Below are 21,295 nucleotides of genomic sequence, written 5' to 3'. Positions count from 1 at the left end.
AAACAATACCGGGAGCCCTCGGTTCCCGGTTTGTTAACTATGACGTTACTGTACAGCTAAATGGCTTTCTACATCTGGTTGTTATTCCTCAGTAGATAGCGGGTACAGATCTGATCCAGTAGCGCAGGCTGATGGCTAATCACCAACATACCTAATAAACGGCTGCGGCATTCCTCAAGCAGATATTCCCATATTGCTTTCTGAATAGAGGGGTCGAGCTGCGCCGTCATTTCATCGGCAATCAGAAAGCGGGTACGCGGATCAAGCGCACGCAATATCGCAATACGCGCCAGCTCCCCGCCTGACAGTTGCGTTGGCCGACGCGTCAACCACTCGGGTTGTACATACAGCCGTCGCAGCGTTTCTGGATCAGGTCGCCAGGCATCACGTACGGCTTCCCCGGCGCTTCGCCAGGGATTAAACGTCAGTTCAGGGTGTTGCGGGACGAGCTGTACCGGACAATAGTGATGTAAAGGCAATGGTCTGCCGTCCAGAAAAACATCGCCTGCCGTCGGCTTTTGCCATCCGGCAAGGACGCGCCCCAACGTCGTTTTCCCCGTTCCGCTAGGTGCATGAATCCCTACCCGTTCACCGGCAGAAATCGCAAACGTCAGATTCTGCCATAAGACTTTCCCCCCCTGGCGAATAACGAGGTCGTGGCAGCTCAGCATTCTATTCCCTCTCCGGTCGGCATAAATAACGAGTTGATTTCAGGCAATGCTTGCCATTGCCGTTTTAACGGCTCGCTCATCTCATCCGGCTGTAGCCGCTCACGGCGGATATTGTCCGTGACACGCCCCTGATGCAACGCCACAATGCGATCGGCATACTGTGCGGCCAGCAGCAGGTCATGAGTCACCCACAGCACGCCGCATCCCTGTCCACAGAGACCCCGCAGGCGCATAAGCAGCTGGTTCGCCAGGCCTGTATCAAGCCAGGCGGTGATTTCATCTGCAAGGATGTAACGCGCCTGGCTGAGCGAGGCATGGCAGGCCAGAATACGTTTAGCCATCCCGCCGGAGAGCTGGCGGGGAAAACGCTCCAGGACCGTCGGTTCAAGATCGCTTTGCTGTAATAGCTGTACCATCTGCGCCTCATCCCAGGCGTGTCCGGTCAGATGACATGCTCTGTTCAGATGCTTTTTGATAGTCAGCATTGGGTTAAGCGCCTGTACCCCTTGCGGCACATAGCTAAAAGTATTGCCTCGGAGCTGCCTGATGGTATGTCTGTCCAGCCGGTCGCCATCAAGTGTGATCTCTCCGCGAAAGCGTAAGTTCTCCGGCAGCAAATCGAGCAGGCATTGCAGCAGCAGGCTTTTTCCCTCTCCACTACCACCAACCAACGCCACCATCTCACCTGGCGCGATATCAAAAGAGACATTTTGCAGCAACGGCGACCAGCGTCTTGCGCCATACCAACGATAACGCGCACTCTCCAGCGTTACCTGACGTAAACTCAGCATACGTCACTCCTTAACCACAGCCGCTGAACGGCACGCGCAAACTGATCGAAGAGCATCACCAGTGTAAATAACATCAGCCCCGGAAACAGCACCAGCCACCAGTTGCCATGGCTGATAAACCGTAACGCATCCGCCAACAGCAGCCCAAGCGAAGGCTCATGCGGCGCCAGACCAAAGCCCAGAAAACTTAACGCCGCGCTATGCAATACCGCATGAGGAAACATCAATAATGTCCCTGTCAACCATTGCGGCAATAGCGCCGGAAGATAGTGATATCGCCAGCAATAAAGGTGGCCATGCCCCAGACGATACGTCAGCATCAGGTAGTCGCTCTGCGCCACCCGCTCCGCGTCGGCGCGCAAAATCAGCGCCAGACGGGGCCAGTGCGTTAGCGCCACGGCGGCAATAACACCGCTTTTACCCCCACCCATCGTAAAGCAAATCAGAATGAGCAACAGTAAATGCGGCATCGCAAGCATGGCATCCGTTATCAGCCGCATCAGGAGATCCAGGCGGGGATGAATACGCGCCGCTGCCGCCATCACTAGCGCGATAACGCCACTGCACAGCGCGGCGCCAATGCCAATTTGTAAACTGGTGAAAGCGCCCTGAAAGCAACGAAGCCATACATCTCGCCCCAGATTATCGGTGCCAAACCAGTGCTGAATATCAGGCGACAAATGCCGGGCAAGCAGATTAACCTCTGGCGGCTGGCTCAACGTGGCATAACCGTATCCGGCAATAAATAGCAGGCAGGCGACGGAGAGGCTCAGACGCAGCAACGTCGGCGCAGGATTATAGAGCATCGGGACGCTCCAGCGATCGATTGAGTACCGCCACCAGCCACGCTGAAATTGTATTACCGACAAACACCAATAACGTACTGAATAAGACAATCCCCATGAGGAGCGGAACATCGCCGCGCAGGCCAGCATCGATTGTCGCCTGTCCCAGACCCGGATATGCAAAGACTTTTTCCGCCAGTAACGCCCCTCCCAGCAGCTCGCCCAGAGAAGCAAACTGTAGACAGAGCGCTGGGGTAATTGCATGACGTAACACCTGATGGCGTAACAGAGACCATCCTTTATCCCCCTGAGCACGCGCAAAACGAACAAATTCGCTCTTCATCACACTGGCTATTTTTTCCCGCGTATGCAGCGCGATTTGCCCCATGCCCAACAGACTCAACGCACATACCGGCAACACAAGATGACGTAAACGTTCCGATAACAGAGCTGTTCCTGCATTATTTCCGGGTTCCCAGGCGCAACATACAGGCAATACCGGCCATCGGACAGCAAAGAGCGCCAGTAACAGCATTGCTATCCAGAAGGTGGGCAACGATGACAATAAATAGCTGATACGGCAAATCACCCTGTCCGGCCAGCGGTTAAGAAAACGCCCAGCCAGAAAACCCAACGCCACGCCCAGAACACCAGACAATAACCAGGCACCTGCCAGCAGCGCGAATGATGTCGCAAAACGTTCCCGGATCACGCTGGCGACAGGCGCGTTAAACAGCATGGAATACCCCATGTCGCCCTGGAGCAAACGCCAAAACCAGTGACCGAAACGCTGCCACAGCGGCTGGTCAAGCCCCCAGCGCGCGGCAATCCGCGCATACTGCTCCGGCGGCACATGAAGAAGATCGTTGCCAATATAAGCGCGAACAGGATCGACCGGTGAGAAGCTGAGCAGAATGAAGGTGCCGGCAGCCACCAGCACCAACAGGATAATCAGCCGCAAAAAATGACTGAAGAACAATTTCATTACCGGCAGGTCCAGGTCCAGTCATCAAGGTTGTTTAACACCGACCAACTGCCATGGATTTCTGGCGCACCTTTCCCCAGGTCAATACAGGCGTTTGCCAGATAGGTATGCTGAATATTCAGCAGCCAGGCCCACGCCGCATCCCCCTGGACGCCCGCGCCCTGCTTTCCGTCCCACTCGACCTGCTGCCAGAAAGGAATCGCCTTTTGCCAGTCAGGCGCATCCATCGCCTGTTTCAGGTGCGCTTCTACTACAGGATTACTGTAATAACCCGGATTATAATATTCCACGCCAGCGGCTTTTCCGCTGTAGTGATGAACAAGTTCCATCGGGTCCAGACTTCCCCAACCAAACAATGTAGGGTTGGCATGCATATGGCGCTCTACGGTTTCCCAGCTTCCCGATTGCAGCGAGATGATAATACCTAAAGGCTGCAACATGGCGCGTACCGCCTCGGCCAGATCCCGCCGGGTACTGTCGCCACTGGCATACCATAAGGTCAGACGTGCTTCTTTACCTGCTTTCTCCCGCACGCCTGAACGGTTCACCTTCCATCCCGCCTCGTCCAGGATAGCGCGCGCGCTGGCAATATCGCCGTCGCGGAATACTACGGAAGGGTTTTGCCATGGCAATCCCTGCACCGCGCTATACGCGGGTATAGCATGGCCTTCCATCACCTGCTCAGCCAGTTGCTTACGATTAATGACATAGTTAATTGCGCGCCTGATAGCAACATCAGCGGTCACGTCATTGCCGACAGGATAGCCATTAGCATCTTTTTTACCGGCCGGCACCATTGGGAATACGATGCCTCGGTTTTCAACGCTATCGCGTACCCAGAGTTTAAGATTATCCTGCTGCGGGGCCACCGCCATAGAAGGGGCAATACGTACCAGTCCCAACTGCCCGCTGCGCGCGGCGGCATAAGCGTTATCTTCATCCAGGAAAACAAAAACCAGTCGGTTAAAATCATTCTTTTTACCCGCATACCAGGGATTGGCTTCAACGATCAATTGCTGACCTGGCTGAAAACTGACCAGACGGTACGGGCCAGCGCCTATCGGTTCGCGGGCGAACGTTTTTTCATCATAGCGACTGGCCGGAACAATCCCGAGCGACCCTAACACATTCACAAAGGTACTCTGCGGTTGGCTCAGCGTCATCTCAATTTGGCGCGCATTCAGCGCTCGCGCATGACTGAAATTGCCCATATCAATTTTACCGCCGCTCTTCACTGCTTTGTTGTACGTAAATACGACATCTTCAGCGGTCAATGACGAACCATCAGAGAATTTCAGATCGGGTTTTAAGGTCAGCGTCCAGGTCTTACCATCGGAGCTGGTTTCCACTTTTTCCGTTAGCAAATCTCCCCAACTCATATCGGCATTTTGCTTTAGCAACGGCGCATGAAGCAACAAATAGCTGCCATGACTCCAGCCCAACATAGGATCAAAACCTTCCGTCGGCTCGGGGCCAATGGCCAGCTTCAAAGTATGCCCATCTGTCGTCTCCGGCGCAGCGAAAAGCGGTGAGGTTAATACCAGAGTCAGTGCACATGTCATCTGCACTAGTTTGCCTTTAATCATCAGTTTATCCCGGATTATGCGTTGTTCTTGTTCCTCCCGACGAAACATAAGCGTCGGGAAGCCTCCTGAGGACGGCATTATGGCGAGCATTTGTGATGAAAAAAATGATGCAGAACAGAAAGTATGATGATCTCTTAAAAACATCATACGCAGTATGTGTGCGGCGCCGGCTCCTTTTACATGACCATCCCGACAACTTTACCTATCCTTCTGCCTATCGGAATGATTCAGCTACCAATTGAGCCATTGTGTCAACTACGTTATCCCTTCGCCATTCAGACGGTTGTTTATGAAAAGAATATCCCACGGCCCTGTACTTTAAACCTCAATCAATATTAAACGAAATACACGTTAACGAAACTTACCATCAAAACCTCAGTCATATAGCAGCCTAATAAAATGACATGCAATGGAGTTCCGCTGAACAATGTTAATCCCGACAAGACTCATGTGTTTTTTCACCACCCTGTTCTCATGGCTAACAGGATGTGCAAGTTTTAAAAACTCAGAGTAGGGAATATACCCAACTTCTACGGTTATTTCTTCACCAGGCACTACGTCAACAGGAGGATGTAAAGAGTAATATCACATATTTAGTGTACACCTATTTAAATAGCTGTCCGGATACTTTCGGACGGTAGGCTTCCTATTAATTTATAATGGACTATTTCCATGAAAAATAAAAAACACATTTTTTCTATTATCTTTATCGGCTCCCTTTTAACGGGTTGTGCTACAGGGCCATCACCGACAGGAATTGGGTTATACACAGATGTTAAAGGGCCAATTACAGCCACCAGTGTCCCGGCAACCAAAATCGGTAAAGCCTGTGCGCAGACAGTGTTGGGTATTGTAAATACCGGGGACGCTTCTATTGATTCAGCAAAAAAAGCAGGAGATATTTCTTTAGTTTCAAGCGTTGATTATGAAACGACGGGCTCATACCCGTTTTATGGTAAAACCTGTGTTGTCGTAAGAGGACAGTAATAACGCAAAGCCGGCGAGACCGCCGGCTTTCTTAGCGTTTAAGGCGCCGCTGATTTTCCATCTCATTGCCGTGAGCCTCGCTTTAAGATTTTGTTAAGGTTTTACGCATACGCTATAAGCGGTCGTTAATAAAGGATAATAATAATGGCACATTTCTCAACACTACAAATAAGACTTCACTGGTTAACTCTGTTCCTGACAGGTATCGCTTATGCCGCCATTGAGCTAAGAGGATGGGCGCCTAAAGGTTCCAGTGTTTACCTGCTTATGAAAGATATACATTATGATTCAGGAGTCCTGGTCTGGGCACTGATGTTTTTCCGGTTATACCTGAAACATCATTATCCATCCCCCGCCATTACGCCGCCCCCTCCTCGCTGGCAACATAGGGCTGCTAAAGCCATGCATCTCGCACTTTATTTAACCTTTCTTGCCTTACCGTTGCTGGGCGTCACGATGATGGCGTTAGGCGGAAAAAACTGGAGCTTTTTTGGCGTGACCGTACCGGTGTTTTTAACGCCGGATAGTACGCTAAAATCGGAGATAAAAAATATTCATGAAGTGCTGGCCAATATCGGCTATTGCTTGATTGCCTTGCATGCGGCTGCGGCGTTGTTTCATCATTACATACAAAAAGATGATACTTTTTTAAGGATGTTACCCGGTAAATCGTAGTTATGCCGCGCTATCCGCGTCATCGTTCTGTCTCCGGCAAGCGTTGTTCGCTCTCATTTCGCCAGGCGCTATCTGTTTTGGTGTATAGCGCCTTAAACCGTTTGTAATCGATAATATACGATATTTTTTCGGTTCACCGTGTAAGTAATATGTACGGTATACCCTTCGCTAATAATAGCAGGAGAAGAATATTCACCGTTGTCGCTTTCCAGATCCAGTCACGGTAGCCATGATTTCCCATTATCACGGGAAGCAGAGTCGTTATACGAATTTACTTAAAGACTTCGTGGCCCTCTCTGGCACGATATAGAGAACGGAGCAGGAACTGGACTGACCTCGCGGATAATTCCAACTTACCGCCGTCCGATGGCGACGAGGTCAGTGGCCCGGAATAATATAGAGGTCAGAGTCATAATATTTAGCGATCTGTGCTTACAGGCAAGATAAAATTCTTTTCGCTACAGATGCTGAAGGCCCGTCTAAACGGGCCTTCAGTAACGCGATTATGATTTGTGTTCAAGCGCCTTTGGCTTGCTTTCTATAGCAATTTTTTTCGGTTTCTCGCTTTCAGGAATTTCCTGGTAAATATCTACCAGCAAGAGACCCCGTTCCAGTTTCGCATTATTCACCTTAGCATGTTCAGGCAAAGAAAAGCTGAGCTGGAAATCAGCTTTACGAATACCACGATAAATCCAGCGCGCCTGCTCCTCTGTAGTGTCTTCGGTATGTTTACCCGAAATATGCAAGTTGCCACCAACCGTTTCAATTTCCAGTTCTTCTTCCTTCCAGCCAGGGACGCTCACACTAAGCAGATAATTATTCGCATCGCGTTTTTTCAGATCATAAGCCGGCGTCGCAGTGACGGGCGTATCGCCTGTTAATTGGCTGAAAAGCCTGTCAATGCGGTTGAAACGGTCCGAGAAAAAAGAATCAGCAAAAACGGGAAGTGCTGACAAGGTTCTGAGTGCCATCATAAACCTCCTGAATCACTATTCAAAAGTTCAAGATCAAGGCAAGCATTGCTTGTCCAGTAACTAAATAGGGATGGATAGCAATTTTTCAACTCTGGAAAAGCATTTTCTAGTCACCCATTGAAGCCGTTAACAAAACGGCCCTACCTGCTCGCCGCCGTTTCTGCCATCCCCCTTTTTCCCCCCCCTATGTTGATAATGATTATCATTTGTGTTAGCGTGAGCGGGTTGGTTATGGCAGTGACCAACGTCCCTTCTCCATTACTCACCCCCCGCCGCCTTCGGGCGGCCTTTTTGGAGGAAACATGGTCGCCAAAAATAAAATTCATGGTCGTCGTATCAGTCAACCTCTACAACGGTTACACAATCGGTGTTTTTTTCAGCAACTCGCGATAAGTCCACGGGAAACAAAATATGTTTCAATCACATCTGAAACAAAAGCCTGGCTTATTCATCTCGTTCCCTCAGTAGATCGTTAGTACGCTATCGTAACTGTCCCTGTTAGCCATTTAATTTTATTAAATAATACGACTATCATTTGCGCCCGGCAGTTTTGGGGCGCAACATCCGGCGATATGATGCCAGCCAGCAAAACTGACAAGCGGCTTAGTTATCGTCTCCGGCATAAAAAACATCGATATCTTTGTTAAACCATTTGTCAATATTGTGCCACATCAGACATCCCGTCAGAAAGCTTGCGATCAAAATCCCTCCTATAAGCCACTTTTTCACGTATACTCCTGAATAATCCCTATTGATTCCGTTATCTTACTGATAATAGACAGACCATCATTGATAGAAATAGTTTCCCTGATCGTTACTGTATGAAGAAAAAGAGCGAACAGTACTGCTTTTCCAGTTCCAGAGACCTATGATTGAGCGGCAGTGACAATCGTCTTCTATCCTGACGTCAGGATTGGTAGCCTGTAGTGTATTATTTTAAGATTTATCTACTCACCGCATGTGTCTTTATTGGATAAATTGTAACACGCTTTTCTGGCGCTACTTTTTGCCAGTAACCAGTAAATGGGAATACTACAGTAGTAATGATAATATTGCAGCCTTACCTCTCGTTGCCCAGAAAATTGACGACAACAAATAAAAAGGACACTGATGATGAAACGCAAATTGATCCTGTTCACTCTCTTTCTTACCGCCCTTGGCTTCAGTACTGCATCCACAGCGGCTTCACAAGAGATTTCGAAATCTATTTACACCTGCAATGATAATCAGGTTATGGAGGTGATTTATATCAACACCGAGGCAGGTAACGCCTATGCGATTATCAATCAGGTAAACGAAATGATCCCGATGCGGATAATGAAGATGGCCTCAGGAGCAAATTATGAGGCTATGGACAAAAATTATACTTATAAACTCTATACAAAAGGCAAAACGGCGGAACTGGTAGAAGGCGATGATAAACCCGTCCTCAGCAACTGTTCCTTAGCTAACTAATTTGTAGCAATGCCTGAGGCTTGTTATCAGGCATTGCTGCATTAACCTTTTCTGTACCGTAACGTTAAAGAATATACGTTAGCGTAGCGTTATAATGGTCAATTAATAGTCACTTTTAAGCATAATGAGCCTATCTTTAAAGAAATGTTCGAACTGTCTGAATTATCATGGTTTAGCGTCTAAATGTTTTGCTTTATCAAACGGCATCGGTAGAATTCGCAGCGGCTGGTAACCATTCAATTTGCATTATCGAACGATCACCAGCCAGCCGCGCCAGGGTCTTGCATACGCTCTGGCGCGGTTAAATCTTCAGACCCCGATCAAAAACATTTATCCATACCATTGATCTCACCTTTCAGGCTGGCTGATATTATTCTTATATATCTGATGTAAAAAGCCTGCCGCACTGGAGCTGGAGGATAAATGCCTTTCATAAAGAATAGCGGTGCCGGGTGCCTCCCGGTGAACCATACCACAGTCAATATGGCCCGCGCGGAACATTATGTATTTCGACTGGACGCCCCACCGCAAAGGGGGATTCACCGCATAAGAAAAATTTACAGCTCACCGGGAAGAAAATACAATAATATTTTTGTGCTTTTTTTATAAATGACTATCTTGTCACGTAATAAATGAAATTATTCTGTAACGGGTCTGTAAAAATAACACTTATTCAAAACTGAGGTGGTCAGTGGGAATCGAACCCACATCATCAGTCAGAAACTGAGGTAATAACATTATACGATAACCACATTGGACCGCCACCGAGGTCTCGAACCTCGCACCATCAACTTAGGAGGTTGATGCTCTATCCAGCTGAGCTAGTGGCGGCTGGGAACTCCTGGCAGGAGCAAAGTCGTACTCTACTGGATAAGATACAGACCTTACTACTTTCAGAAGTCTTTCAACGGCAGGTACAATATGCGAAGGAGATCACAAAATCTTGATGACATTGTGATTAATTCAAAAAATTTCTTGCAGGGTTAACTTTCTGGGCTCAGCCATTATTGACTGTCCCGAACCCTTCGTAGAACTGTCCTGGTTTCTTACAACTAACACTTATCTACTCTGATGCAGATGAATGGGGTGCAAAGCGCGGTACAACGAACAGGAAGGCATTCATTTACTGTAATGAGCCTATTGAAAGGCAGGCATGCGGAAGGTAAACCTTCCGCATACATTATACTTCTTAGAAACGGTACCCAACCCCAACGTTGAACCCGTTTATTTTTGTAGAAGAAATAGTGCTTCCTTCATACCCGACATCGATAACAATATTCTCCAGCGGATTCATCTGGATACCCGCCCCCCATGCAAAACCCGTTTTCCTTGAAGACATTTTATATGAAGCCGACATACCATCCTGAGTGGATTGTTCTTTAAATGTAGCCTTCATTGTACCAACACCCGCCAGTGCGTATAATGAAAAATTGTCAGACAGGCGATAAGCTGGCCCGACCATTAAAGAGCCATACTTTACGTCAAACTTATCATGGTAATAAATACCCTCAGGCTCAACAGAATCCGAATTCTGTCTATCTCCAGATAAATAGCTTAATGAGGTGATGAAACTTACCGGGGAGTCTGTCTCATAACGGTATTTCAAATTGACCCCACGAATATTTTTAAAATCCTGAACTTTACTTTGTGCATACCCCACGGAAAGCGAATTCGTATCGGCTTGTGCAACATTCGCAGCCAAGACGCCTGCAGAAACAACTAAAGTGGATATAATAAATTTTTTCATAACAGCTCCTTACTACTACTTCTTATTTATGGTGCGTTTAAACACCTGCGGTACCGATCCGACATTCAGTTATCGCCACTATGCCGAATCGACAAACCTGGAAATTCACCTTTATCGCTCCCGATGCGTTTACTCTCAAAAACACTCAAAATTTGATACAAATGTTTTATTATTTACGCTTACAGACAAGTATCTTGCCTGTCTCGTATTCCTAAACTCTAATTTCTGTCGACTAAAATATGTCCAGCAAGCATATGCTCCAGATAACCAGAACATGTCGCACTGCACAGTCTTCGCTTGATTTACCAGTAGTAGTACAGTTATATGCCATCGTTGGCGCTGCAAACGTACTCAGTATGCTCCACATCATCATTGGCAAAAAAAACAACACAATACAATTAATTACCTCTCCAGTTTAATTATTTTAATATACCTATTAATTACACCATTTCTTGATATAAGGATAGAATTAGTGTCACAAAGCCTACATAAATATCCTTTACGTTTAGGATATATTTATATTTCAAAACAATAATGATATATAAAAACATTAAACCCCTAATCATTCCACTCAACTTCGTTTAAAGAGCGTTAATAATGCAAGTGATTAACTCGTCGTTTAATAAATAATGAAAATTATGACCTATAATTCAGGCACCACAGTATATAAATCATTGCATATGACAGGAGGTGTTATGAAACATCATGTTTTTATGCTTTGCTCATTAATTATTTTTTCATTTCCCACGCTGACCAACGCATACTGTGCTCGTAGTGTACAACAGGCGTCATGGGAGATTTTTATCTACGACTTTGGCAGTAAAACCCCGCCACCACCGGCAACCTCCGGGAAAAAACACGCAAAGAAGATCAATTTGCCGCCCTGCTCTGCGATGCCGCCCAGGGCAACATGTCCAGTAAACGAGACGAAAAAAAATACTACGTTCTCCAGAACGTAATGCTTTTCCTCTGGAAAGGGAAATAGCTCTTATCTGCCCATTTTTGATAGAAATTTTCTTCACGCGCCGCTTATGTTGTGGCTACATTATTGATGAGAGGGAGCCTGGTAGAACATTCTGACCCTGTGAAAATTCACCTTACCATGAAATATCAGTGGTATTATTTTCCCTGGCGTGTATAGTGCATCTCGTTATCACTTTAAGGAATTTGTTTGTCTCGTAAAATGACAGGAATTGTCAAAACTTTTGATTATAATAGCGGGAAAGGTCTCATCACTCCCTCCGATGGACGTAAAGATGTCCAGCTCCACATTTCAGCATGTAGCCAGCAAGAAGCAAAAGCGCTTATACCCGGTATACGCGTTGAGTTTTGCCGTATCAATGGCCTGCGTGGGCCCACTGCAGCCAACGTTTATCTTTCATAATTCGTTATTCTGCTTTTGCAACAATAATGAAGCGTCAGAATAAGCTGTCTGGTCACTCAGCACATTTTCTCTCGACTCCCCCCACGTTCATCCTGTGCGCTGCCCCCAACCCGACGTCGGTAGCGCGTACGAACACTTGAGAAATATAGCGTTAATACGCATTCATTTTTAAAGAATTTATTTAAAAAGATAATTCGGGCTAATATTTATAACAGTATGATTGTTCGTAAATTTTAATAACAGAAAGGCACTTATCGTATCCAGACTGACGATGCGTGCCCCTGGCTTCCCTTAAAATCGATATTATAGATGTAAGCCACAAACCTCACATGTACAGATTATTAGCCTAAAAAAATGGTCTTTTTTTGACAGACAAACAAAAAGAATATCAGGCATCTTATGCTTTTCCATGTCATTTGATGGACGACACCATGTTCGATATAAATAGCGCACACGTCTCAATCAGAAGCATAAATATCCCCCCCCAGCCCTCATCAACGCGCTCTCCTGAAGAAAGTGTATGGGGAAAAATTCATCTTTTTTTCCCGACTGAGAATCAGAGTGCTGCGCAGCGTTGTCTCGCTGAAATTTGTCAGCCAACAGAAGACATATCGCCAGAACATGTCGGCAGCAAATTTGAGTATCTGAAAGGCCTGGCTTTTCCGGCACAGATGGAAAATATCCAGCGCAATAGAGAGGGCTTAAATCAATTTTGTATCCTGGATGCAGACAGTAAGGAAGCGTTAGTTGTTACGATTGAGCCTGAACATTATCTTATTGAATGGGAAGGCGTCACGATAATGTATGGCTACGCTCAAGAGCGCCTGTATGGTGCCCACGCTATGTCCGGCGCAACGTCGTTAGCGCAACCAGAAGCGTATGACGCCATCTGGTCTGAATGGCAGGCTAACGCTCCCCCTGAAGAAGCGCGAAACTGCAGTCAAGCGGTAGAACGGATGCGAGATTGCCTGGCGACATCAAAGGCCGTACTGGATTTGAGTGGTCTGCAACTCACCACCTTACCGGCACTGCTTCCGGAACATATTACGGTGCTGACCGTTATCAATAACTGCCTGACCCGATTGCCAGAAACTTTGCCAGGTGAATTACAGCAACTAAACGCTTCCCAAAATCACCTGACAGCCCTCCCGACAACGTTACCTGCGAGGTTACAACGGCTGGATGTTTCCCATAATAGGTTGACTGTCATCATTACACTACCAGAGGGTATAGATGATCTGAATGTCTCCCATAATCACCTGTCTCAACTACCATCATCACTTCCTCCAGGGCTACGCCAACTGGATGCCTCAACGAATCAACTGACATTACTATGGGATACTCTCCCACCGACGCTGGAATGGCTGGATATTAGCAATAACAAGCTAACCTACCTGCCAGAGGCGATGCTGGCGAATTTCGGCGCAGTCGTCGCAGAAAACAACCCCTTCACCGAACAGGCGATACAACAGTTACAGAGGCTGACATCCACGCCTGATTACCGTGGGCCTCAACTCTATTTCTCAATGAGTGAACCTGCGGCATCCCATAGCGCGGCCCATACATGTGAACCACGACAACATGCAGAAGAATATGAAGCCGATTGGTCTGAATGGATAACCAGCGCTCCGCCTGAAGAGGGTGGAAATCGTCGTATCGCAGTAGAGAGGATGCGCCAGTACCTGGAAAATGGCGCCTTCAATCTTGATTTGAGTCACTTAGGCCTTACCACCTTACCTGACTATCTCCCTGAAAATGTTGACTTCCTGGTAATCAGTAGAAATCAATTAAGCAGGTTGCCGGAAACGCTACCGAAAAATTTACGACAGTTATATGTTTCTTATAATCAGCTGACGACCCTGCCGGAAAGATTGCCCGAGAGTCTACGAGTCCTGAATGCCTCTAATAATCAACTGGCCCGGCTACCAGAAAGGTTGCCCGAGAGTTTACGTATACTGGATGCCTCTAACAATCACGTGGTCCGGCTACCAGAAAACCTCCCACTCAGGCTGCTGTTGCTAAAGATTAAACAGAATCGGCTAACCCATCTGCCCCCCTCTTTCCTTCGTCTTCCTGGGACACTGAGAGTAGAGGTACAAGGGAACCCACTGCCAGAACGAGTGATACAATATTTACAGCGAATAACATCAGCTGATGGTTATCAAGGCCCACAGATAGAATTTTCAATGGCCGCCTTCTCTACCCACGGAGAAACCAGGCCACTTTCCCTGGCGGTGGCAGACTGGTTAATACTGACCCAGCCGAGTGAGCTTGAGCGATGGGCAACGTTTGCAGAAGAAGTGAATGCAATGGCCTTTAGCGGTTTTTTGGATCGACTGGGCCGTACAGAGAATACTAAAAATAATCCCCCGTTTAAGAAGCAAGTGTCTACCTTGCTGGAACGCGTGGCGCAAGATGAGGAACTCCGGGAAAAAATTTTTACCGTTGCGATGGATGCGACAGAAAGTTGTGAAGATCGGGTAACGCTTGCGTATCACACGATGCAAAGTGTAGTACTGGTGCATGATGCCGAAAAAGGCGCATTCGATAATTCTTTAGCAGAACTGGTGAGAACAGGCCGGGAAATGTTCCGTCTTGAGCAACTGGAGCTCATTGCGCAGGACAAAGTAAAAAAACTTCCCCTTGTTGATGAAATTGAAGTCCACCTGGGCTTTCAGAACCGTCTTAGAGAGACGCTTCAATTAGAGACAACAACACCTAAAATGCGCTTTTTTGGCGTCTCTGGCATCACTGAATCAGATATTAAAGAAGCGGAAATACGGGTTAAAACGGCTGAAAATAGTCGGTTCCGGGAATGGTTTGCTCTGTGGAACCCATGGCATAAGGTACTGGCCCGTATAGCTCCTGAAGCGTGGAATGAAACCATCGTTGAAAAATGTCGCATTATGGATACAGGAGAGTTCGCGACACGTGTCAGCGACGAATTAAAATCTCTGAATATAAGCGACGATATTGAAGCCGAAACAGCAGCTGGCAGCAGAATTATGCAAGACATTGATCACCTGTTGTTTACGACCACAACGGATAATGTGCTGGCTAACAAAGGCCAGGAGCATCTGTTGAAGGCGAAATGGAACAACACAGAAATGTAACGCAACGGTATACCGGACAGCAAGCGCTATTCTTTGCCATGTCAGCACTGTTTTAACATCGATTATCACCGCAGCTATGGGAATACTGGCCCGTGATTCAGCGTTGGCCCTCTTCACGGCTTGTCGCCGTTGGCTATTTTTACTGTCATATTAATATTACTACTGATAGTGCTCACAAATATCATTAGCCCTCTAACCTGGTAATATATTTTATCAGTCACTCGCTGATTTTTCTTTTACCGAATGTCAGGGGCATCAAATCCCATCTTTCTGTTTAACGCCGAGAAATGTACAACCGTTTTCCGCTGTGATAGCATTCCACACTGAAAAGTATCTGATGTTATATACTCATCATTAATTTGCGTCGTTTGTGGATTGACTGCATGCGTTTGCCTGTATTATTTCTGTAAAACTATCGGAATTTTCTTCATTACAGCTCCGACGCATCCCAAAAGCGGACGGATATAGATTACCCAATAAACTTATAATGCTATTTATTTTTATGGTAATAATTGAATGACTTTACTTCCAGGAAAAACCGCGCTGGTTCTTTGCCTCTCCTCTATTTTATGTGGATGTACCACTAACGGTTTACCCGCGCCTTATAGTATTAATTTATCGTTCCCTGTCATTACGCAAAACCAGATTAATTCCGGTGGTTATTATATTAAGAATGCTGAACAGATTCGGACTACCGATGGCCTGTGTCTTGATGCTGGCTCAGGGCAACAGAGTCATTTGACGCTTCAGGAGTGTAAATCTGTGCCCTCTCAGCTTTTCTCATTTCACCGGGACAGGATAACACACCGTGAGAAATGTCTGGATGCCGCCGGCCAGGGTACAAAAGAAGGCACGCCGATCATTCTGTATTCATGCACCGGTAATGATAATCAGAGCTGGCTTGCTGATGATAACCACATTAAAGGGAAGCAAAGCCGAAAATGCCTGGGCACAACGAGCATTATTGTCAGAAAAGGCGACCCTGTGGTGTTAGCCGATTGTGATTTCAGCCGCGCGCTGGAATTTACCCTACCGTAGTTGGCAGCGACCGGGCGCCTGCAGGCGATCATGCCGCTACACACACGACACTGCAGCAGCTTAGCGGCTTTTCCGCTCATGTTGTATGCTTTTAACATTCCCCGCCGTCATGATAAAAGAGATCAAAACGGCGACTAACTCTTGACACTGGTTATTTAGACAGTTTAAATACTGTTTATTCAACCAGTAAAAAGGAAAGTGTGATGTTCGTTGAACTCGTTTATGACAAGCGAAATGTTGAAGGCCTGCCAGGCGCACGCGAAATCATCCTCAATGAACTCACAAAACGCGTACACCAACTTTTTCCCGATGCGCAAGTGAAAGTTAAGCCAATGCAGGCGAACGCATTAAACAGTGACTGTACAAAAACCGAGAAAGAACGGCTGCACCGTATGCTGGAAGAGATGTTTGACGAGGCTGATATGTGGCTGGTCGCCGAATAACGTCCCCTCCTGCGAAGCGACATGTCCGATAAAAAACAGCGCCCTGAGGCGCTGTCTGTGACGATATAATGCAAACGCCACCACTCAGAACATGTAGCGGAAGTTGGCGTTTATGGCATGGTCAACATTATATTTGCCAAATGCCGACTGCTCCAGCTCCAGTCCAAAGCGCACATTGTCCTTCACCTGCGCATTCAGCCCCACGTTGTACAGCATTCTGCTGTCTTTTTCACCAGTGAAACGTTTCTCGCCGGAGGCATCGCGTAGCGCCGTCTCGCCATTGGCCACCAGGTCAAACTGGTAATCCACACCTGTACGGGCCGTAACGCTCCAGTCCTTGCCACTGAACGTTTTGCCCAATGCCACGCCTGTACGCCCTATCAACGGATTATACGTTTTGCTGCGCATCGACACATCCATACCATTATCATTCCATTTCAGCGTTGTTCCGGAGACGGTTCCATATACCAGTTCCGCCTGCGGCTCAATATACAGGCTTTCTGTCAGACGGTAACGGTATCCGCCTTCCAGGCCAGCATACCATGAGTGTGTACCGTAATTCCGTTTGCCCAGACCAGCAAAACCGGCGTTATAGTCATTATCATGATGAATATACTTGCCGATAACATCCATATATATCCCCGAATCAAACATCACGGATGCGTACATCCCACCCCCGAGCGAATGCGTGTCGCCGCTGTAGGCCCGTCCACTGGCGCTGCTGTCGGTATAACTCATCAACACACCAGTGAACAAGTCAGCACCTGACAACCGGTGTTTTTTATCAAACCCCGTTTGCAGATGGGTGTAACGATCAGAATATCCGGCGTCACCGGTTCCGGCGCCGTTCATGATACGTACCCACATTCCGTCCTCGCCCTGAGTATCACGCAGATCCCCCATACGCTTGTTCAGGTTGTTGACTTCGGTCATGAAGTTTTTATATCCCATGCCCATAAAGCTGTTGGCCGAGGTGGCTGACCCCTTGTCCGGCGCGGACTTAAAGCCATCCAGTACCCACTGTATTTTGCCATCCTGTTCTGTCGTGTGCAGAGTCGGCGTCACCAGACTAAACCCGGTCACCCGCTCGGCGGCCTTAAACATCGCCGGATTTGTCCCCGCCGGGGCGCTGACCAGTGGAATATTCAGAGGCTCCTGCCCGGATGGTTTTTTCAGGAAATTCACAAACAGGGTGTTATCCCGGCCCTCTGCTTTCTGGTTCACCACAATTTTGTCGCTGTCCTTCAGGTCCGTTCTGAGCGCAAAAGCGGACTGGTTGGCCTGTAACGTATTCGTAGTCAGGGAATTAAATCCGCGACCGGTAAAGCCGGCCAGCGACCGTATCATACGCAGTGCGCCGGTATGAGAATCACCGGGCATTTGCCACTGCGTATCCGTCATTGTCATTCGCCCTTGCGGGACGCTGACATTACCCGAATAAACGTTTCGAAAGCCATTGAACAGACTGTACATCATCTGTTCCCCCAGGGGCAGGTTATCTGCCAGGGCAACACCGTCCTCACCACCAATAGAGATCCCTGTATCCCCCTTTGCCCGAATATCACCCGTGACAAAAGTGTAGGGAGAGAAGTGTAACTGGCTGCCGGTATCCAGTTGATAACCTGCGCCATAATCGGTGGAATAAAACGCCGGACTCACCTGCCCCGGCTGGCCGGTTACGGACGTACCGGCCAGACTCAACGTAGCGGCTGGTCCGACAATGACGTCTGAATCACTCCACCACCCACCGGTAGCGGTCAATCGGGCTCCCTCCTGAAGAGCCAGTGACGTGTTGCCGAACCGGCTGTAACCATCCAGTGTCGCATGGCGGGAGGACACCGTGACAGCGCTATCCTGACTTTGGATACTGCCGGTGAAAATTTCACGTACGTCCAGAGTTGATTGTTCGCCAAGCGTCACTTTCCCGGCATAGCGGCTCCTGTCCGTGTCTTGCCTGGCAACTGAGGTTCCCTTTTGTGGCGTTACTTTTGTGCCATTCCCGTCATTCAGATCGATATACACATTCGGCGTACCCAGCGTCACGGACGAATGCACTGCCTCAATATCTCCGTTCAGCGACGCGTTTCTGGCCAGGCCGAAATCGGTATTTTTCAGCAACAGCGTTTTCAGACGAAATGTCCGGCCCTCCCAGTCAGGCTGGTCAAAAGAGGTGGGTTGAGTCCTGACCGAATCGTCACCAAGAGATTTAAGCTTATCTGCCACTCCTTTATTATTATAGGCGTGGATAACCGGATGGCCCTGGAACGTCAGTTGGCCCCCAGACTGCATTAATCCGCCCTCAGGCGTATCTATATTGCCATCAAAAATAACGCCGCCGCTACTGCGAGAGGTATCAATATTAAGATCAATATTGCCAGCAAGATTACCATGATACATCCGATCATCGACGGGCCGCCGCGATTTTACCTGTTCAATGGCCTGCGTCTCATTGTGCCCGACATACTCCCAACTGTCGTTATCTGACTGATTGACAGGATAAAATCCATATCCTTTCCTCTTCTGGATAAAATAATCCACTGTATGGGCGTAAGGATTATTATATTTATACAATAACCCGGCAGCACCGCCGGAAGCTTTATTTTTATCCCAGTCATTAATCGTCACCGTCATGTCCGTGATGGGCTTAATTGAAACGGTGGCAAAGGTATCGCTGGCATTAATGATATTCGCACCATTATCCGCGGCGTTAAGTTTATGAAAAGTGACGTCATTGCCGTTTATATCAAGCCGGCCTCCCCTGAACCCCCAGCTAATGTTATCGGGATTAACCTGCCGGCTGTCGGTAAGAACCACCGTGGGTCGGCCACTGGCGATATTCACCGAACTGAAGGCCTGTGCCTTGCCGTCCTCATCCGGACGCTGAGCCAGAATAACCGTCCCATCCCCGACCTTCAGCCCGCCCGGGTTAATACCGGTACCATTGACCTTCAGCACTCCCTCGCCAATCTTATGCAGGTTGTCGCCCTGAACCCCGTTCACCTGCCATATCACCTCCGCATCCCGGGAAATATCCAGACCTGCGCCCTGCCAGGTAGAGCCGTTATTAGTGGATACTGTATAATTGCCGTTAAACGTCAGCGCCCCCGCCCCCTGGTTAACCGAGTCTTCCAGGACAATCTGGCCATCAGCACCATTAAATACCAGATTCTTACCCGCATTCAGGTCTGCGTCTTTCTGACCATGCATCTGATAAACAGTTTCTTGCTGGGTAAGAGTCCCCGTGCCGTCTGTCGAGTCAAATGCCCAGCGTAAGGCCCCCTGCCCGGCCACAAAGGTTACTGGCGCATCGGTATCTTCCTGAATGGACTGGTTTACAAAATCCGCATCAACCACCGTCCAGTTAGTTCCTCCGCCACCGCCGGAGCTATCCACGCCAACAATGACCCACTGTTGTAAAACAGAATCATAGGCAAATAAAGGTGAACCGCTATCACCACTGCGGGGATGGGTTCCCATTGGACCCTGCGCCAGGTTATACAACTGTTTATTGGTATTGGCACTGATCATCTGGCCCTGAGCATAGGACCCCAGTGAACCCGCCGTTCCTCCGGTCAGGTAATTGTATGCGCCGGAAAGGGAGATGATTTGCCCGTCTGTCTGTTTAATTTCCTGGGTCCCGGACCCTATCCGGTAGAATGTGGGATAGCGATTTTTATCACTATAAGCGCCAGACACCATCCCTGACTGCGTCATCAAAGAAGGTTCAACTTCTGTAACTAACTTATTTAAACGTGGGGCATGAAAATCTCGTCCCGGCTGATTATTTCTGTCAACAAGACGATATTTATTTTCGCCATCACCAAAACTGACGCTTTGATAACCGCCATTATGTTTTACGCTTACGATATACTGTGGTGAAACAAGAGTAGCAACCGCGGACTGATGATTGGCACTGCTGAAATCAGGCATTGGCGCTTTATTCAAATAGCCAATAATCGCGTCTGTTTTGTTGTAAATGGGAATATTCAAACTGCCCGGCGTGAATTGCCCTTTATTCTCAGAAAAATCTCTTATCGTCTGGTAAGGGAGATCATACCTGACTACTGAGGCCAACGATGAGACCGAATACCCTAACAGAATGGTATTAATGAGCAGCGACGGAATAATTTTTTTTATCAAACCTGTGCGAGATGATTTTTTTACGTGGGTTGCCAGTTCGGAAACAGGCACAAGCGCGCCTTGCCTGACGCTATACTTCAGAGCGTATATTTTATTCATGGATAATCCCTGTGTATTTTATTATATAAATACGTGTTGGATGTCAGTCCTGACATTGAAAAACGTACCAGCTATAAAAAGGGTTGGCAATAAAATATTATGAATGAAAAATATTTTATTACATTCGTAAGTTTTTACTTTCGAAGCTATATCAGGCACTACCAAAAATGGTAGCGAAATAGAATTTGCAATAAACCACCAAATCTACCCCAGAACTCTGGATAAAAAGAACTAATAAAAGCAAATTATCATCATACTATTTCACCCAAAACCACCACACCCCGGAGATAATACAAACTGCGTGTTCTGGCGCCTGGGCATATATTACACGTCACGACAATAACAACCCGACACGTTCTGTTGTGGGTATGCTATCCAGGCGAAGACAGGCTATCTCCCATGGACATAATATTAAAGAAAAC

17 protein-coding genes, 1 tRNA gene and 1 pseudogene are annotated in these 21,295 nt (G+C 47.6%); 8 read left to right on the top strand and 11 right to left on the bottom strand.

What is annotated here, in order from left to right; translation table 11 throughout:
* Nucleotides 1-68: 68 nt before the first annotated feature.
* From SBG_RS05750 to SBG_RS05730, 5 genes are read right to left on the bottom strand one after another with little or no spacing between them, the layout of a single operon-like run.
* A complete protein-coding gene (locus tag SBG_RS05750) occupies nucleotides 69-671 on the bottom strand; it encodes an ATP-binding cassette domain-containing protein (RefSeq protein ID WP_000947435.1) in 603 nt (200 codons plus the stop codon).
* Entirely contained in the window at nucleotides 665-1,462 is a 798-nt protein-coding gene (locus SBG_RS05745; protein WP_000950226.1) for an ATP-binding cassette domain-containing protein, read from the bottom strand. The genes SBG_RS05750 and SBG_RS05745 overlap by 7 nt, the downstream gene beginning before the upstream one ends.
* Nucleotides 1,456-2,268, bottom strand: coding sequence for an ABC transporter permease (locus SBG_RS05740; protein WP_000966651.1), 813 nt, complete (start codon nucleotides 2,266-2,268; stop codon nucleotides 1,456-1,458). The genes SBG_RS05745 and SBG_RS05740 overlap by 7 nt, the downstream gene beginning before the upstream one ends.
* Nucleotides 2,258-3,232, bottom strand: a complete 975-nt coding sequence (locus SBG_RS05735) for an ABC transporter permease (RefSeq protein ID WP_000765073.1) — start codon at nucleotides 3,230-3,232, stop codon at nucleotides 2,258-2,260. The genes SBG_RS05740 and SBG_RS05735 overlap by 11 nt, the downstream gene beginning before the upstream one ends.
* Nucleotides 3,232-4,866 (bottom strand): ABC transporter substrate-binding protein, encoded by a 1,635-nt coding sequence (locus tag SBG_RS05730; protein WP_000489754.1) that lies wholly within the window; start codon nucleotides 4,864-4,866, stop codon nucleotides 3,232-3,234. The genes SBG_RS05735 and SBG_RS05730 overlap by 1 nt, the downstream gene beginning before the upstream one ends.
* Before the next feature lie 624 nt (nucleotides 4,867-5,490).
* On the opposite strand from SBG_RS05730, the gene SBG_RS05725 reads away from it, so the two are divergent.
* Nucleotides 5,491-5,805, top strand: coding sequence for a TRL-like family protein (locus tag SBG_RS05725; protein ID WP_000791255.1), 315 nt, complete (start codon nucleotides 5,491-5,493; stop codon nucleotides 5,803-5,805).
* A 144-nt stretch (nucleotides 5,806-5,949) separates the two neighbouring features.
* Nucleotides 5,950-6,480 (top strand): cytochrome b, encoded by a 531-nt coding sequence (locus SBG_RS05720; RefSeq protein ID WP_000929984.1) that lies wholly within the window; start codon nucleotides 5,950-5,952, stop codon nucleotides 6,478-6,480.
* A 92-nt stretch (nucleotides 6,481-6,572) separates the two neighbouring features.
* On the opposite strand, the pseudogene SBG_RS23080 reads toward SBG_RS05720, so the two are convergent.
* The 3 genes and pseudogenes from SBG_RS23080 to SBG_RS23345 all read right to left on the bottom strand — a co-directional run.
* A pseudogene (locus SBG_RS23080) lies at nucleotides 6,573-6,734 on the bottom strand (hypothetical protein); the annotation flags it as partial.
* Between the two features lie 249 nt (nucleotides 6,735-6,983).
* Nucleotides 6,984-7,451 (bottom strand): Hsp20 family protein, encoded by a 468-nt coding sequence (locus tag SBG_RS05710; RefSeq protein WP_001218113.1) that lies wholly within the window; start codon nucleotides 7,449-7,451, stop codon nucleotides 6,984-6,986.
* Between the two features lie 606 nt (nucleotides 7,452-8,057).
* On the bottom strand, nucleotides 8,058-8,183 hold the full coding sequence (locus SBG_RS23345; RefSeq protein WP_000758943.1) for a hypothetical protein: 126 nt from the start codon (nucleotides 8,181-8,183) through the stop codon (nucleotides 8,058-8,060).
* A gap of 381 nt (nucleotides 8,184-8,564) precedes the next feature.
* Here SBG_RS23345 and SBG_RS05695 point away from each other — a divergent pair, with 381 nt between their 5' ends.
* Nucleotides 8,565-8,909, top strand: a complete 345-nt coding sequence (locus SBG_RS05695; protein WP_000977719.1) for a c-type lysozyme inhibitor — start codon at nucleotides 8,565-8,567, stop codon at nucleotides 8,907-8,909.
* A 754-nt stretch (nucleotides 8,910-9,663) separates the two neighbouring features.
* On the opposite strand, the gene SBG_RS05685 is transcribed toward SBG_RS05695, so the two are convergent.
* A tRNA-Arg gene (locus tag SBG_RS05685) sits at nucleotides 9,664-9,740 on the bottom strand.
* 358 nt (nucleotides 9,741-10,098) lie between these two features.
* Nucleotides 10,099-10,656: an Ail/Lom family outer membrane beta-barrel protein gene (locus SBG_RS05680; RefSeq protein WP_000713482.1), complete on the bottom strand. Its 558-nt coding sequence runs from the start codon at nucleotides 10,654-10,656 to the stop codon at nucleotides 10,099-10,101.
* 695 nt (nucleotides 10,657-11,351) lie between these two features.
* On the opposite strand from SBG_RS05680, the gene pagD reads away from it, so the two are divergent.
* The 5 genes from pagD to msgA all read left to right on the top strand — a co-directional run bounded on the left by pagD (nucleotide 11,352) and on the right by msgA (nucleotide 16,634).
* Nucleotides 11,352-11,615, top strand: a complete 264-nt coding sequence (gene pagD / locus SBG_RS05670) for a virulence protein PagD (protein ID WP_000680383.1) — start codon at nucleotides 11,352-11,354, stop codon at nucleotides 11,613-11,615.
* Between the two features lie 212 nt (nucleotides 11,616-11,827).
* Nucleotides 11,828-12,040, top strand: coding sequence for a cold shock-like protein CspF (gene cspF / locus SBG_RS05665; protein WP_015702832.1), 213 nt, complete (start codon nucleotides 11,828-11,830; stop codon nucleotides 12,038-12,040).
* A 365-nt stretch (nucleotides 12,041-12,405) separates the two neighbouring features.
* The gene (locus SBG_RS21070) at nucleotides 12,406-15,153 is read left to right on the top strand and encodes an NEL-type E3 ubiquitin ligase domain-containing protein (RefSeq protein WP_141024950.1); all 2,748 of its coding nucleotides are present in this window, start codon (nucleotides 12,406-12,408) and stop codon (nucleotides 15,151-15,153) included.
* 516 nt (nucleotides 15,154-15,669) lie between these two features.
* Nucleotides 15,670-16,191 (top strand): RICIN domain-containing protein, encoded by a 522-nt coding sequence (locus SBG_RS05655; protein WP_000173717.1) that lies wholly within the window; start codon nucleotides 15,670-15,672, stop codon nucleotides 16,189-16,191.
* A 203-nt stretch (nucleotides 16,192-16,394) separates the two neighbouring features.
* Nucleotides 16,395-16,634 (top strand): virulence protein MsgA, encoded by a 240-nt coding sequence (msgA, locus tag SBG_RS05650; protein WP_000497449.1) that lies wholly within the window; start codon nucleotides 16,395-16,397, stop codon nucleotides 16,632-16,634.
* Nucleotides 16,635-16,718: 84 nt separating this feature from the next.
* Here msgA and SBG_RS05645 read toward each other — a convergent pair whose 3' ends face one another.
* Nucleotides 16,719-20,873, bottom strand: coding sequence for a S6 family peptidase (locus SBG_RS05645; protein WP_001034026.1), 4,155 nt, complete (start codon nucleotides 20,871-20,873; stop codon nucleotides 16,719-16,721).
* Nucleotides 20,874-21,295: the final 422 nt, after the last annotated feature.

This window comes from Salmonella bongori NCTC 12419, assembly GCF_000252995.1.
Lineage (GTDB): Bacteria > Pseudomonadota > Gammaproteobacteria > Enterobacterales > Enterobacteriaceae > Salmonella > Salmonella bongori.
The sequence above is the reverse complement of the archived record's forward strand: the minus strand, read 5'-3'. Positions and strand labels throughout refer to the sequence as shown.